This is a genomic window from Pseudodesulfovibrio sp. 5S69, assembly GCF_037094465.1.
In the GTDB taxonomy this organism is placed as follows: Bacteria; Desulfobacterota; Desulfovibrionia; order Desulfovibrionales; family Desulfovibrionaceae; genus Pseudodesulfovibrio; species Pseudodesulfovibrio methanolicus.
Genome location: NZ_CP146609.1, coordinates 3,149,616 through 3,164,217, shown reverse-complemented (window position 1 = coordinate 3,164,217; position 14,602 = coordinate 3,149,616). Strand labels below are relative to the sequence as shown.

The window sequence follows — 14,602 nt, the reverse complement described above, 5'->3', positions numbered from 1 at the left end:
CATCCCGTGGCTTGAAATAAGGAGGGTTCTCCGCCCGTGGGTTGGGCGGAGAACCCGATTGAGGCCGGTTCGTTCAGGAGGAAGCAGGGTGTGGGTGCTTCTACGGATTGCGGTCCTTACCTTCTGAGAGCCTCAAATGTTCCGGCAACGCCGGTTATTTTTTGTGTTTGGACATGACCTCGGCCACATGCTTCACCTGGACCTTGGACCCCCGGCGCTTGAGTCCGCCCCGAAGCTGCATGATGCAGCCGGGGCAGTCGGTCAGCAGGGTGTCCGCCCCGGTGGCCTCGACGTTGTCGAGCTTCTTCTTGAGCAGCTCGGCCGAGAGCTCCGGGAACTTCATGGAGAAGGTGCCGCCGAAACCGCAGCAGACCTCTTCCTCGGCGCACTCCACGTACTCCATGCCGCTCTTTTCGATGAGCTGGCGCGGCGCTTCGTGCACGTCCAGGCCCCTGCACAAGTGGCAGGGCGCGTGATAGGTAGCCTTTTCGCCGGACTGCGTAAAGTCCTTTGCCTCCACCTTGAGCACATCGTTGACGAAGGACGAGTAGTCGATGATCTTGGCCGAGAACGCGTCGGCGCGGAGCTTCAGCGACGGCTTGTCCATGACCAGCTTCGGGTAGTTGTGCTTGAGGTGCGCGGCGCAGGAGGCGCACAGGGTGACGATGTAGTCGTAGGCGTCCGGTTCGAAGGCGCGCAGGTTCTGCGCGGCCACGTCGCGGGAGGCCTTGGTCTCGCCCATCATCTGCACGGGCAGGCCGCAGCAGGACTGTTTCTCCGGGAATTCCATGGCCACGCCATTGGCCGCGAACACGTCCACGGCCGCCTGCATCTGCTCGGGGTAGACGAAGTCCTGGACGCAGCCAGAGAACAGGGCCACGCGATACTTGGGATTCTCCACCTCGGGGCGGTTCTCCTTCCACCAGTCGCGGAACGGGGTCTCGGCGATGGTCGGCAGGGCGCGGAAGCTGTGCTCCTTGGAGAAGATCATGGGCAGATGGCGGATGAATCCGTCCTTCTCGGCCACGGGCTTCTGGCCCCACTTGGCGGTGCGCAGCAGGGTGTGGAACAGCTTGCGGTTGCGCATGACCTTGCCGAGCAGGAAGCTGGGCAGCGGATGGCCGTCCTCGTCCTGGATGCGCGCGTGGATCTCCTTGATCAGTCGCGGCAGGTCGATGCCGCCCGCGCAGACGTCCTTGCATGCCTCGCAGTTGATGCAGTTCTGGACCAGGTTCTTGGCCTTGTCCTTGCCGTGGAAGAAGTAGGTCAGGATCAGGCCGATGGCGCCGATGTAAATGTGGCCCATCTTGTGGCCGCCCACCAGCCGGTAAACCGGACAGACGTTGGCGCAGGCGCCGCAGCGTACGCAACGGTTGACCTGGGAGAAGAGCGGATCCTTGATCAGCTCGCTCCGGCCGTTGTCCAGGACCACGTAGTGGATTTCCTTCTTGCCGTCCTCGGCCGCCAGGCATTCGTTGTTGCCGGTGATCCAGGTCACGTAGGAGGTCAGTTGCTGGCCGGTGGCGTTGCGCGGCAGGACCTTGAGGATGCGCAGGGCGTCCCGCAGGTTGGGCAGGAGCTTGTCGATGCCCATCAGGGCCACGTGGACGCGGGGCAGGGTGGTCACCAGCCGGGCGTTGCCCTCGTTGGTGACGATGCCGATGCCGCCGGTCTCGGCGATGGCGAAGTTGGCGCCGGAGATGCCCATGTCCGCCTCGACGTACTTCTGGCGAAGCTCGCGGCGGGCCACCTTGACCAGTTTCTCGATCTCGGTGTCCTGCTTCTTGCCGGTCACCTCGGTGAACAGGTCTCCCACCTGGAAGCGGGACAGGTGGATGGCCGGCATGACCATGTGGGACGGGCCCTCATGCCTGAGCTGGATGATCCACTCGCCCAGGTCGGTCTCGGTCACTTCGATTCCGGCGTCCTCCAGGTCGTGGTTGAGGAGCGTCTCCTCGGCGGTCATGGACTTGGACTTGACGATCTTCTTGCAGTCCGCGTCCTTGGCGATCTTGGTGATGATCCGGTTGGCCTCGTCGCCGTCCTTGGCGAAGTGCACGTGGACCCCAGCCGCCTCGGCGTTGGCCTTGAACTCCTTGTACAGGGCGTCGGCGTTCTGGGCCGCGGCGTCCTTGGAGTCGGCGATCTCCTGGATCAGGCCCCGGACGTCCATGCCCTTGAAGGCGTTGGCCCGGCCCGCGCGGTAGGCGATGGCGAAGTTGTCGAGCGTGGTTCGCAGGAAGTCGTTGTCCAGCGTCTCGTGGAGCTCTTCGCGGTATTCTTTGAGGTTGTGAGCTTTCTGCATGGCTAGTCCTCCAGGATCAGGATGTGCAATTCAAGGGGGCCGTGAACGCCCAGCGCCAGGACGCGCTCAATGTCGGCGGTCCGGCTGGCGCCGGTGATGAAGGCCAGGTAGTCCGGCGTCTTCTTCATCCTCGTCAGCATCATCTTTTCCACGGCGTACGTGTTGGCCTTGATCTTGGACTTGGGCAGCACGCAAACGTGGAACTCGCTGACCATGGTGGCCAGGCGCAGCTCCTCGCTGGGACAGTCGAGCATCAGCGTACCGGTGTCGGCAATGCCGTACTCGGCGTAGGTGAACCCGATGTCCACGCCGGCCAGGTGGTCGCGCATGCCCTTGTCGATGCATTCGAACCCGGCCTTCTTGGCCTGAGCCGCCAGCTTCTTGTACAGGTCCGCGTTCAGACCCGGCGCGGCAATGACCTTCTTCTGCTTGGTCTCGCAGAGCGCTTCGGCCTTGTCGGACAGGTCGGCTTCGCAGCCGCTGACCAGGAGCTGGCAGGCCTCCTTCTCGCCACACAGGTTGATGACATATTTGAGCGCATCGTCCTCATGGGCGATGGTCGTCACCTTGGCGGAGACGAGCTCCGCCTTTTCCACGAATAACTGGTACAGGTCTTCCTTGGAAGGCATGGTACCTACCTCCATGTATGTTTGACCCCAGGCCCTGCCGGGCCGCCGCAACGGGTCGGGTTACTTGACGAGAGCCATGGCCTCGCGGGCAATGGCCAGTTCCTCGTTGGTCGGGATGACCCAGATGGCCACGGCGCTGTCAGCGGTGCTGATCCTGCGGGCCTCCTTGGACCGGGTCCCGTTGACTTCGGGGTCGATTTTCATGCCGAAGGGCTCCAGCCCCTTGATGGTCTCGGCGCGGACGATGTCGTCGTTCTCGCCGATGCCGGCGGTGAAGACGATTGCGTCCACTCGGCCCAGCACGGCCATGTAGGAGCCGATGTATTTGCGGGTCCGGTAGGTCTGGACGTCCAGGGCCAGCTTGGCGCGCTCGTCGCCCTTTTCCACGGCCGCGTGGATGTCGCGCATGTCGTTCATGCCGCACAGCCCCTTGAGGCCGGATTCCTTGTGCAGGATGTTGTCGATGGCGGCGATGTCCAGGCCGCGGTTCACGGCCAGGTAGTTGTGCACCGCGGGATCCACGTCGCCGGAACGGGTGCCCATGACCAGCCCTTCGAGCGGGGTCAGTCCCATGGAGGTATCGGCGCACAGCCCGTTCTTGACGGCCGACATGGACGCGCCGTTGCCCATGTGGATGGTGATCAGATTCATTTCCTCAACGGGCCTGCCCATGAGCCGGGCGCATTCGTTGGCCACGTACTTGTGGGAGGTGCCGTGCGCACCGTAGCGGCGGATGTGGTCCTCCTCATAGTACTCGTACGGCAGGGCGTACATGAAGGCATGGGGCGGGATGGTCTGGTGGAAGGCCGTGTCGAAGACCAGGACCTGGGGCACGCCCGGGAACAGCTTGGTGGCGTCCTTGGCCCCGCCCAGGTTGGCGGGGTTGTGCAGGGGAGCCAGCCGCTCGGTCTCGGTCAGATCGGGCCACATGTCCTCGGTGATGATCACCGGCACGTTGAACTTTTCGCCGCCGGCCACCACGCGGTGGCCGACAACGTCGATCTCGTCCATGGCGCAGACGGCGTTCTCGCCCTTGCAGATCAGGTCGATGGACATTTCGAGGCCCACCCCGTGAGTGGGGATGGGCCGTTCGATTTCGGTTTTGACCTCCTTGTCCGTGCCGGGGAAGGTCTTGTTGGTCAGGCTGCCCACTTCTTCGCCGATGCGCTCCACCAGGCCGGAGACCATGACGGATTCATCGCTCATGTCGATGAGCTGGTATTTGATGGAGGAACTGCCTGAGTTGATCACGAGAACTTTCATCTATTCACCTTTTTCCGCCTGGGCCTGGATGGCCGTGATGGCGACTGTGTTGACGATATCGGGAACGGTGCAGCCGCGGGACAGGTCGTTGACCGGCTTGTTCAGGCCTTGGAGAACCGGGCCGATGGCCACGGCGTTGGCGGCCCGCTGCACTGCCTTGTATGTGTTGTTGCCGGTGTTCAGATCCGGGAAGATGAATACGGTTGCCTTTCCGGCCACGTCGGAGTCCGGCATCTTTACCCGGGCCACATCCGGATCGATGGCCGCGTCGTACTGGATCGGCCCCTCCAGGGGGATGTCCAGGCCGCGCTCCTTGAGGAGCTCGCGGGCAATCTTGGTGGCCTCGTTGACCTTTTCCACGTCCTCACCCTTGCCGGACGAGCCGGTGGAGTAGCTGAGCATGGCCACGCGCGGCTCCACGCCGAAGATCCTGGCGGTCTCGGCGGAGCCCAGGGCGATCTCGGCCAGTTGCCGGGCGTCGGGATTGGGGTTCACGGCGCAGTCGCCGTAGACCAGTACGCGGTCCTTGAGGCACATGAGGAAGACGCTCGACACGATGGAGCTGCCCGGCTTGGTCTTGACGAACTCGAAGGCGGGCCGGATGGTGTGCGCCGTGGTGTTGATGGAGCCGGAGACCATGCCGTCGGCAAAGCCCTTGTGGACCATCATGGTGCCGAAGTAAGTCGGATCGGCCATGCGGTCCCATGCCTGCTCCGCGATCAGACCCTTGTGCTTGCGCAGTTCCAGGTATTCCTCGGCGAACGGATCAAGCAGGTCGGAGTCGGTCGGGTCGATGAGCTGCGCGCCGGAGATGTCCACGCCGTACTTGGAGGCGTTGTCCTTGATGGTCTGGACGTTGCCCAGCAGGATGACCTCGGCCGCGCCGCGGCGCAGGATGATGTCGGCGGCGCGCAGGATGCGCTCCTCCACGCCCTCGGGCAGGACGATGCGCTGCGGATTGCGGGAGGCCTTGTCCATCAGGGAGTACTCGAACATCTTGGGCGTGACCTTGGTGGAGCGCTTCTCGACCACGCGGTCGCGCAGTTCGCTGACGTCCACGTGCTGGGCGAAGCCGCCGAGCGCGGTGGCGATGCGCTGGTAGTCGTCGGCTTCGATGCGGCCGTACAGGCAGTTGAGCTCCTGTACGGTCTGGTAGGTGTGGCCCTTGGCGGACAGCACCGGGACCGGCACGCCGGTCCAGCCCTCGATGAGCCGGTGCACGTTGACCGACACGTCCAGGCCGCCGGTCAGGACGATGCCCGCGATGTCCGGGTAGGAGCTGGACAGCCGGGAGGCCAGGCTGGACAGGATGATGTCCGAGCGGTCGCCGGGGGTGATGATCAGGCTGCCGGGCCGGATGTACTGGAGGAAATTGCCGATCTGCATGGCGGCGACGACGTAGTTGTCGACCAGCGCCTGCAGACCGGAGTGCCCGTAGAGGACGTCGGCGTCGAGCCAGCGGCGCACGTCGTTGATGCTGGGCTTGCCCAGCGCTTCGTCCTCGGGGATGACGTAAACGGGCATGGGCTCCTGGCCGCCCTTGCGCTCGATGTGGCGGACCAATTCGTCGGTCATGCCTTCGGGCGCGCGGTTGACGATGCAGGCCAGGGAGTCCACGCCTTTTTCAGCCAATGTGTCCAAGGTGGTCTGGGATATGTTGACCACTTCCTCCGGGGCCTTCTCGCGGCCGGACGTCACCACCAGCATGGGGGCACCGATGTTGGCGGCGATGTCCGCGTTGAGGTCGAATTCAAAGGCGGGGTCCTTGCCCTTGAAATCGGTTCCTTCGCAGAGCACGAAGTCGTACTGCTCCTCCAGCGTCTTATACTTGTTGAGAATGTTCTCGAGCACAAGGGCGTGCTGGCCGGAGTTGATCAACTCGCGGGTCCGCTTCAGGGTGTAGGCGTAGGTGTCTTCGTAGGGAATGGACAGCTTGAAGTGATCGATCATCAGAGCGATGTCGTGGTCCTGTTTCCCTTCTCCCGGATCATTGATGATGGGCCGGAAGATGGCGACGTTGTGGAGTTCCCTCGTGAGCATCTGCATGACTCCGAGGACCACGGCGGACTTGCCGCTGCGTTCTTCGGTGGCGCTCACGTACAGGTTCTTGGACATGGTCTTTTCCTTGTGTTTTGCCGTTGGTTATCCGTTATAAGGAGTCGGCATAGAGCTCGATGACATGCTTGACGCTCATGTCGGCTCCTTTCTGCGATAGCATGTCCGTTATCTGGAGCATGCAGGCCGGGCAGCTGGTGGCAGCCACGCTGGCCTTGGACGCGATGATGTTGTCCGCCTTGCGGCTGCCGATTTCCTTGGACAGCTCGTAGTGGGCGATATTGAAGCTTCCGCCGCAGCCACAGCAGGTGCCCGCGTCGGTCATTTCCTTGAAGTCGCACCCGGCCGCCTTGATCAGGGTCCGGGGCTGGGCCGTGATGCCCAGGGAGTTCTTCAAGTGGCAGGGGTCATGGTAGGTCACACTTTTCCCGCCTGCAAGCTCCTTGGGTTCCACTTTCAATATATCCACCAGGAACTGGCTGATGTCCATGGTTTTCCGGGCCAGCACGCCGATGTCGTACGTACGGGAGGAATCGCCCTTGTACATGTGGGGCCACAGTTCCTTGATGGTCGAGGTGCAGGAGGCGCAGCCGGTGACCAGGTAGTCGAACTCCCCGTCCTTGAGCCGGTCCACGTTCATGCCCACCAGGGTGTCAAAGGTGTCGGTGTCGCCGCTGGACAGGACGGGGATGCCGCAGCAAGCCTGGCCCGCGGGCAGGTACACGCCCACCCCGTGGTGCTTGAGAACCTTGAGGATGGCCTCGCCCACCTGGGGGTAGATCTTATCGATGACGCAGCCCACGTAGAAGGCCACGCGCAGGCCGGAGGCTCCGGCCGGGGTGTCCAGCTCCGGGACGATCTTGTGGAACGGTTTGCTCGCCAGGGTGTTGAAGTGCCGGTCGGCGATGATCGGTGCGTTGAACCGGGCGCAGCTCGAACCGAGCATGTCGTCCACCTTCTTGGTGAAGATCCCCTGGAACTTGGCGCCCATCTCGGTCAGGGCGTTGAACAGCTTGGGGTTCTTCAGAAGGCCGCGGAAGATGGCCTTCTTGGCCGGGGAAAGGCCGAAGTAGCCGGTCATGATCGCGCGCGCCTTGAGGAAGATGTCCATGACGGACACGCCGGACGGGCAGTTGGCCTGGCAGGTGCCGCAGAGCAGGCAGCGGTTGAGCTTCTCGTTGACGCCTTCGGGGTCGGTGAGCATCTCGGAGGCCAGTCCGTCGAGCAGGGCCAGCTTGCCCCGGGTGACGTCGGTTTCCTTGCCGCTCAGTTTGAAGATCGGACAGACCGCCTGGCACATGCCGCAACGCATGCACCCGACCAGTTGGTCGTCCAGTTCCTTGAACATTTGTGCGAGTTTATGGATATCGGCCATGGTATCACCTATTCGGCGCCGACGATCTTATCGGGGTTGAGGATGCCTTTGGGATCGAGAACGGACTTCATGCGGCGGGCATAGGCCAGGGTGCCCTTGGAGGTCTCCTGGGCCAGGTACTTGGACTTGGCCAGGCCGATGCCGTGTTCGCCGGACAGGGTGCCCCCCATGGACAGGGCCTTGTCGAAGATCATGTCGATGCCCTTTTCCACGCGCTCCCACTCGGCCTTGTCGCGCTTGTCGGTCAGGATGGTGGGGTGCAGGTTGCCGTCGCCCGCGTGGCCGAAGGTACCGATGGTCAGGTCGAGCTTCTTGGCGATCTCTTCCAGGGCCTCGATCATGGCCGGGATCTTGGAGCGGGGCACGGTGGCGTCCTCAAGCACGCAGGTGGGCTTGAGGTTGGCCAGGGCGGGCAGTGCGTCGCGGCGGGCCTGCCAGACGGCGTCGCGCTCGGCGGCGTCCTTGGCGACGTGCAGCTCGGTGGCGCCGTTCTCCTTGCAGATGCGTTCGACAACAGCGGCCTCGTCGGCGACCTGGCCGGGATGGCCGTCCACCTCGATGAGCAGCAGGGCGGCGGCGTCCACGGGCAGACCTGCGCCGCGGAAGTTCTCGACCGTGCGGATAGTGAAGTTGTCCATCATCTCCAGGGTGGCCGGGACGATCTTGTTGGCGATGATGGAGGCCACGGTCTCGGAGGCGGCCTTCATGGACGGGAACACGGCCATCATGGACTTGGCGGCCTTCGCCGGGGGAATGAGTTTCAGGATGATCTTGTCGAACACGCCCAGCGTGCCCTCGGAAGCGACCATCAGGCCTGCCAGGTTGTAGCCGGTGACGCACTTGACGGTCCGGGAACCGGACTTGATCAGCTCGCCGTTGACGTCCCAGAATTCCATGCCCATGACGTAGTCCTTGGTAACGCCGTACTTCAGGCCGCGCAGGCCGCCCGCGTTCTCGGCCACGTTGCCGCCCAGGGTGGACACGGCCTGGGAGCCCGGATCCGGGGGATAGAACAGGCCGCGCTTGGCCACTTCGGCCGCGAACTGGGCCGTGACCACGCCGGGTTCGACCACGGCGTACATATCGGCCTCGTTGATTTCGAGGATGCGGTTCAGTCCGTTGGTCAGGACCACCACGCCGCCGGGATGGGGAATGGTGCCACCGGACAGGTTGGTGCCCGCGCCGCGCACGGTCAGGGGCAGACCGTTGTCGTTGCACAGCTTGGTCACGGCGCCCAGGGCTTCGCTGGTGGTGGGACGAACCACCAGTGCGGGCATGACAGAGTCGAGGACGGCGGCGTCATAGGAATAGGCGTGACGGTCGGTCTCGCCGGTCATAACGTTGTCGGCGCCGGCTATGGCTTCAAATTCTTTGATAATAGCTTCTTTGGTCATGATCGACTCCTAAGAAAAATTATGATCCCCGGGGGTCCTCCGGGGCTTGTTTCGTAATGGGGTGAAGCAGCTTGACACTTCTTCGGGTTGGTCCAAGGGGAGGCGGACGAACGGCCCGCCTCCCTTTTGATCTCCTAATGTTAGAACAGGTTGGGCAGGAACACGAAGCTCATCAGCGAGGCCACGATGCCGACGACGACGCCGTACAGCAGGAAGGGCCATACGGTCCGCTTCAGGATTGCACCTTCCATGCCGGACAGGCCGACAACGGCGCAGGCGGCAACGATGTTGTGGATGCAGATCATGTTGCCCATGCCGCCGCCGACCGCCTGCGCGGCCACGATGATCTGGCGCGGCAGCTCGAGCTGCGAGGCGACGCCCCACTGGAACTCGGCGAAGAGCAGGTCGGAAACGGTGTTGGAACCGGTGATGAACGCACCGAGGCCGCCCACGAAGGAGGCGAACATGGGCCAGGCGTTGCCGGTGAAGGCGGCGACGGCCTTGGCCAGTGCCAGAGGCATGGACGGGTAGGAGTGCGGGTTCAGGGCGGCGTCGGCGATGCCGGAACCGCGGAAGATGGAGACCAGGGCGACCGCCGCGAACAGGGCGATGGTCGGGTTCTTCATGGTCTTGATGGCCTGGACCCACGAGAGCTTGACCTTCTCGGCGGGCATGCCGTGGATCAACACGGTCAGCAGGGCGACCAGGATGAACGGAATGGTGCCGGGCAGGTACAGGTAGGCGATGGAGGCATTGACGGACTTGAAGCCGAGGATGGCGGTGAACTTGATCGCCTGGCTGGCCAGCATGGCCTTGAGGCCGAGCTGCGGGATACGGGTGACGACCAGGATGAGGCCGATCAGGATGTAAGGCAACCAAGCCCTGAACTGGCTCATGTGGGCCTTGAACTCGGAGGCGTCCGCGGACACGGAACCGGTCCATTCGGGATCCCACTTGGAGGAGTCGCCGAAGTCCCAGGAGGTCTTGGGCATGCAGAAGCCCCTCTTGGCGCCGACGATGATGATGCCCAGGCCGACGAGACCACCGATCAGGGACGGGAACTCGGGACCGACCATCCAGGCGAAGATCAGGTAGGGCACGGAGAAGGACACGGCCGCGAAGATGCAGAACTTCCAGGCGGCAAAGCCGGGCTTCCAGCTACGCTCGGGGCCGAAGTAGCGGGTGATGAAACCGAGCATGAAGATCGGCAGGATGAAGATCATGGCCAGGTGCATGAGGGTGGCCCATTGGCCGACGACCATGATGAAGTCGCCCATGTTGGAGAAGTTCACGGCGGCGCCCGACTTGACTGCGGCGTCCACGCTGGGGGCCAGGAACTTGAGGCCCAGGACGACCGGGGTGCCGACCGCGCCGAAGGTCACAGGGAAGGAGTTGAAGACCAGGCAGATGATGGCTGCGGCCAGGGGCGGGAAGCCCAGGGAGAGCAGCAGCGGAGCGGCCAGGGCGGCCGGGGTGCCGAAACCGGCGGCGCCTTCGATGAAGGCGGCGAACATGTACCCGATGATGATCGCCTGGATGCGGCGGTCCGGGGTGATGTTCTGCATGCCGTGCTGAATGGTCTCCATGCCGCCGGAATGCTGCAGCGTGCGGAGAATCAGGATGGCACCGAAAACGATGATCAGGATGCCGATGGCCGTCACGAATCCTTGCAGGGTGAGGGCGGCGACATAGGCGACGGGCAGGCTCCAGGCCAGGACCGCGCCGGCTGCGGCGGTCAGCCATGCCAGGGGCATGGCTTTGGTGGCGGGCCAGCGCAGGCCGACCATGAGCACGAGCGCCACCAGGATGGGCAGCAGCGCGATTAACGCGAGCACTTCAATAGACATTAAACAAACCTCCATGGGTGTGAGGGGCGACCCTCACGGTTTCAACAGATGTGCGGGACGGGTCAGGCAGAAGCCTCCGCAACAACCCCGTCCCGCACATGCCTCTAACTATTATCTGCCGTCGTCACAGGGTTCACCGGAACCCGGGGCTTCGGCCGACACGCCGGTTTCGCAGGCGGCAGGCTCGCCCATCTCGCCCTTGCCGTAATCGGCATCGGCAAGATAGGTGAGGATGGCGTAGCGATCGGCGTAGTCCTTTTCCAGTTTCTCGCGGAACGCCTTGGACAGCTCCGGATGGAAGCGCTCCAGCATGGCGTAGCGGTTTTCGCCGGACAGGAACTCCTGCAGGGTTCCGTCGGGAGCCTTGGACTCCAGGGTGAACGGATTCTTGCCCTGCTCGGTGAGTTCGGGGTTGAAGCGGTACAGGGGCCAGTAGCCGGAGGCCACGGCCAGCTTCTGTTCGAGCTGGGTCTTGCCCATGCCCTTCTTGATGCCCTGGTTGATGCACGGGGCGTAGCAGATGATCAGGGACGGGCCCTTGTAGGCCTCGGCCTCCTTGAAGGCCTTGAGCATCTGCTGCTTGTCGGCGCCCATGGCCACGGAGGCCACGTACACATAGCCGTAGGTCATGGCCATGCGGCCCAGGTCCTTCTTGCCGGTGCCCTTGCCCGCGGCCGCGAACTTGGCGATGGAGCCGAGCGGGGTGGCCTTGGAAGACTGTCCGCCGGTGTTGGAGTACACCTCGGTGTCCATGACCAGGATGTTTACATCCTTGCCGGAGGCCAGCACGTGGTCCACGCCGCCGTAACCGATGTCGTAGGCCCAGCCGTCACCGCCGAAGATCCAGACGGACTTCTTGGTGAACAGGTCGGCGTCGGCCGCAATGGCCTTCAGGTTCTCGTCGGAGGTCCCTTCGAGAGCGGCCTTCAGGGCCTCGCCCGCCTCGGCGGAAGCCTCGGCATCGTCCTTGGCGGCCAGCCAGCCTTCCAGGGCGGCCTTGACGTCGGCGGGGGCGCCGCACAGGGCCTCTTCGCACTTGGCGACCAGGGTCTTGCGGCGGTTGTTCACGCCCATCTCGATGCCGAAGCCGAACTCGGCCGCGTCCTCGAACAGGGAGTTGCCCCAGGCCGGGCCGAAGCCGTCGCGGTTGGTGCAGTAGGGGGTCGAGGGAGCGGAGGCGCCCCAGATGGAGGAGCAGCCCGTGGCGTTGGCGATGATCATGCGCTCGCCGAAGAGCTGGGTCAGCACCTTGACGTACGGGGTCTCGCCGCAACCGGCGCAGGCGCCGGAGAATTCCATGAGGGACTGCTTGAACTGGGAGCCCTTGACGGAATCACGCTTGAAGGCGTCCTTGTAGGACACGGTCTCGGTGAAGTCGAAGTTGGGCACCTGCTCTTCGGTCTGGGTGGCGATGGGCTTCATGACCAGCGCCTTTTCCTTGGCCGGGCAGATGTCGGCGCAGTTGCCGCAGCCCAGGCAGTCCATGGTGTTGACCTGCATGCGGTACTTGAGTCCCTTGACGTCCTTGCCTTTGGCGTCCTGGGTGGCGAAGGCGGCCGGGGCGTTCTTCATCTCGTCCTCGGTCACCAGCACCGGGCGCAGGGCGGAGTGCGGGCAGACAAAGGCGCACTGGTTGCACTGGATGCAGTTTTCCATGATCCACTCGGGGACCTTGATGGCCACGCCGCGCTTCTCGTACTTGGAGGTGGCCAGCGGCACGGTGCCGTCCTCGGAGAAGACGGAGACCGGCAGGTCGTCGCCCTTCTGGGCCAGGACCGGGCGCATGATGTTCTTGACGTAATCGGGCTCGTCGACGTCGGCCTTGACGTCGTCCGCCAGGGTCGCCCAGGCGGCCGGGACCGGGATCTCGACGATGGCGTCGGAGGCCTTGTCCACGGCGGCGCAGTTCATCTCGACGATCTTCGGGCCCTTCTTGCCGTAGGCGGCTTCGATGCCGCCCTTGAGCAGGGCGACGGCCTGGTCGAACGGGATGACGTCGGCCAGCTTGAAGAAGGCGGTCTGCATGACCATGTTGATGCGTCCGCCCAGGCCCACTTCGCCGGCGATCTTGACCGCGTCCACGGTGTAGAACTTGAGGTTCTTTTCCGCGATGGTGCGGCGCATGGAGGCGGGCAGCTCCTTGTCCATCTGCTCGGCGGTCCAGGCGCAGTTCAGCACGAAGGTGCCGCCGTCCTTGATGCCGTCGAGCACGTCGTACAGGTGCACGTAGCTCGGGTTGTGACAGGCCACGTAGTCGGCCGCGGTGACCAGGTAGGTGGACTGGATGGGTTCGTCACCGAAGCGCAGGTGGGAGATGGTGATGCCGCCGGACTTCTTGGAGTCGTAGGCGAAGTAGCCCTGTGCATACATGTCGGTATTGTCGCCGATGATCTTGATGGCCTGCTTGTTGGCGCCCACCGTCCCGTCAGAACCGAGACCCCAGAACTTGCACTGGACGGTGCCTTCAGGGGTGGTGTCCAGGGTCCCGGTCGTGACGAGGGAGGCATTGGTGACGTCGTCCTCGATGCCCACGGTGAAGTGGAGCTTGGGGGCGTCCGCCGCCATGTTGTCGAACACCGCCTTGGCCATGGCGGGGGTGAACTCCTTGGAGCCCAGCCCGTAGCGGCCGGCGGTGAGGACGGGGCCGTTGCCCTGTTCCAGGAACACGGTGCTGATGTCCTGGTACAGCGGATCGCCCAGGGCGCCCGGCTCTTTGGTGCGGTCGAGCACGGACACGTACTTGGCGGTTTCGGGCAGCACGGCCAGGAAATGCTTGGCCGAGAACGGGCGATACAGTCGGACTTTGATCAGGCCGACCTTTTCGCCCTCGGCGACCAGGCGGTTGACCACTTCCTCGATGGTCTCGCAGGAGGAGCCCATGGAGATGATCACGCGCTCGGCGTCGGCGGCGCCCACGTAGTCGAAGGGCTTGTAGTCGCGGCCGGTGAGGGCGGAGACCTTGGCCATGTACTCCTCGACGATGGCCGGGATGACCTCATAGTGGGAGTTGGAGGCTTCACGGCCCTGGAAATAGATGTCCGGGTTCTGGGCGGTGCCGCGAACGTCCGGGTGTTCCGGGTTCATGGCGCGCTTGCGGAAGGCGGCCACCTTGTCCATGTTCAGCAGGGGCTTCATGTCGTCGTAGTCGATGGTCTCGATCTTCTGGATCTCGTGGGAGGTCCGGAAACCGTCGAAGAAGGAGACGAAGGGCACGCTGGCCTCGATGGTGGACAGGTGGGCCACCAGGGAGAGGTCCATGACCTCCTGGACGGAGGCGGCGGCGAGCATGGCGAAGCCGGTCTGGCGGCAGGCCATGACGTCCTGGTGGTCACCGAAGATGGACAGGGCGTGGGCCGCGAGGGCGCGGGCCGACACGTGGAAGACGCAGGGCAGCAGTTCGCCCGCGATCTTGTACATGTTCGGGATCATCAGGAGCAGGCCCTGGGAGGCGGTGAAAGTCGTGGTCAGCGCGCCGCCGGCCAGGCCGCCGTGCACGGCGCCCGCGGCACCGGCCTCGGACTGCAACTGGCGGACCTCGACGGTCTGCCCGAAAATATTCTTGCGGCCTTGCGCGGCCCATTCATCGGCGATCTCGCCCATGGTGGACGAGGGCGTGATGGGGTAGATGGCGGCGGTTTCACTCATGGCATAGGCCACCCATGCGGCGGCGGTGTTGCCATCCATCGTTTTCATCTTGGACATTCGATTCTTCTCCTATTGGTGGTCGTCTGAAT

General features: G+C 63.9%; 8 protein-coding genes. All 8 read right to left on the bottom strand.

Translation table 11 applies throughout. The features are described from left to right. Nucleotides 1-154: 154 nt before the first annotated feature. Complete coding sequence (gene ldhH / locus V8V93_RS15110; RefSeq protein WP_338667427.1) at nucleotides 155-2,305, bottom strand: L-lactate dehydrogenase (quinone) large subunit LdhH; 2,151 nt, start codon at nucleotides 2,303-2,305, stop codon at nucleotides 155-157. A gap of 2 nt (nucleotides 2,306-2,307) precedes the next feature. Continuing rightward, nucleotides 2,308-2,934, bottom strand: a complete 627-nt coding sequence (locus tag V8V93_RS15105; RefSeq protein WP_338667426.1) for a LutC/YkgG family protein — start codon at nucleotides 2,932-2,934, stop codon at nucleotides 2,308-2,310. Nucleotides 2,935-2,994: 60 nt separating this feature from the next. Further along, nucleotides 2,995-4,197 carry an acetate/propionate family kinase gene (locus V8V93_RS15100; protein WP_338667425.1) on the bottom strand — a complete coding sequence of 401 codons (1,203 nt, stop codon included), beginning with the start codon at nucleotides 4,195-4,197 and terminating at the stop codon, nucleotides 2,995-2,997. Next, nucleotides 4,198-6,312: a phosphate acetyltransferase gene (pta, locus tag V8V93_RS15095; protein ID WP_338667424.1), complete on the bottom strand. Its 2,115-nt coding sequence runs from the start codon at nucleotides 6,310-6,312 to the stop codon at nucleotides 4,198-4,200. 34 nt (nucleotides 6,313-6,346) lie between these two features. Continuing rightward, nucleotides 6,347-7,627, bottom strand: a complete 1,281-nt coding sequence (locus V8V93_RS15090; RefSeq protein WP_338667423.1) for a (Fe-S)-binding protein — start codon at nucleotides 7,625-7,627, stop codon at nucleotides 6,347-6,349. Between the two features lie 8 nt (nucleotides 7,628-7,635). Continuing rightward, nucleotides 7,636-9,021 carry an FAD-binding oxidoreductase gene (locus V8V93_RS15085; protein WP_338667422.1) on the bottom strand — a complete coding sequence of 462 codons (1,386 nt, stop codon included), beginning with the start codon at nucleotides 9,019-9,021 and terminating at the stop codon, nucleotides 7,636-7,638. Between the two features lie 140 nt (nucleotides 9,022-9,161). Beyond that, nucleotides 9,162-10,868 (bottom strand): L-lactate permease, encoded by a 1,707-nt coding sequence (locus V8V93_RS15080; protein ID WP_338667421.1) that lies wholly within the window; start codon nucleotides 10,866-10,868, stop codon nucleotides 9,162-9,164. 111 nt (nucleotides 10,869-10,979) lie between these two features. Further along, a complete protein-coding gene (nifJ, locus tag V8V93_RS15075) occupies nucleotides 10,980-14,570 on the bottom strand; it encodes a pyruvate:ferredoxin (flavodoxin) oxidoreductase (RefSeq protein ID WP_338667420.1) in 3,591 nt (1,196 codons plus the stop codon). Nucleotides 14,571-14,602: the final 32 nt, after the last annotated feature.

Coding starts and splice junctions, on each gene's coding strand:
- ldhH (WP_338667427.1), bottom strand. CDS start 2,305: ATGCAGAAAGCTCACAACCTCAAAGAATACCGCGAAGAGCTCCACGAG.
- V8V93_RS15090 (WP_338667423.1), bottom strand. CDS start 7,627: ATGGCCGATATCCATAAACTCGCACAAATGTTCAAGGAACTGGACGAC.
- V8V93_RS15105 (WP_338667426.1), bottom strand. CDS start 2,934: ATGCCTTCCAAGGAAGACCTGTACCAGTTATTCGTGGAAAAGGCGGAG.
- V8V93_RS15085 (WP_338667422.1), bottom strand. CDS start 9,021: ATGACCAAAGAAGCTATTATCAAAGAATTTGAAGCCATAGCCGGCGCC.
- V8V93_RS15080 (WP_338667421.1), bottom strand. CDS start 10,868: ATGTCTATTGAAGTGCTCGCGTTAATCGCGCTGCTGCCCATCCTGGTG.
- nifJ (WP_338667420.1), bottom strand. CDS start 14,570: ATGTCCAAGATGAAAACGATGGATGGCAACACCGCCGCCGCATGGGTG.
- V8V93_RS15100 (WP_338667425.1), bottom strand. CDS start 4,197: ATGAAAGTTCTCGTGATCAACTCAGGCAGTTCCTCCATCAAATACCAG.
- pta (WP_338667424.1), bottom strand. CDS start 6,312: ATGTCCAAGAACCTGTACGTGAGCGCCACCGAAGAACGCAGCGGCAAG.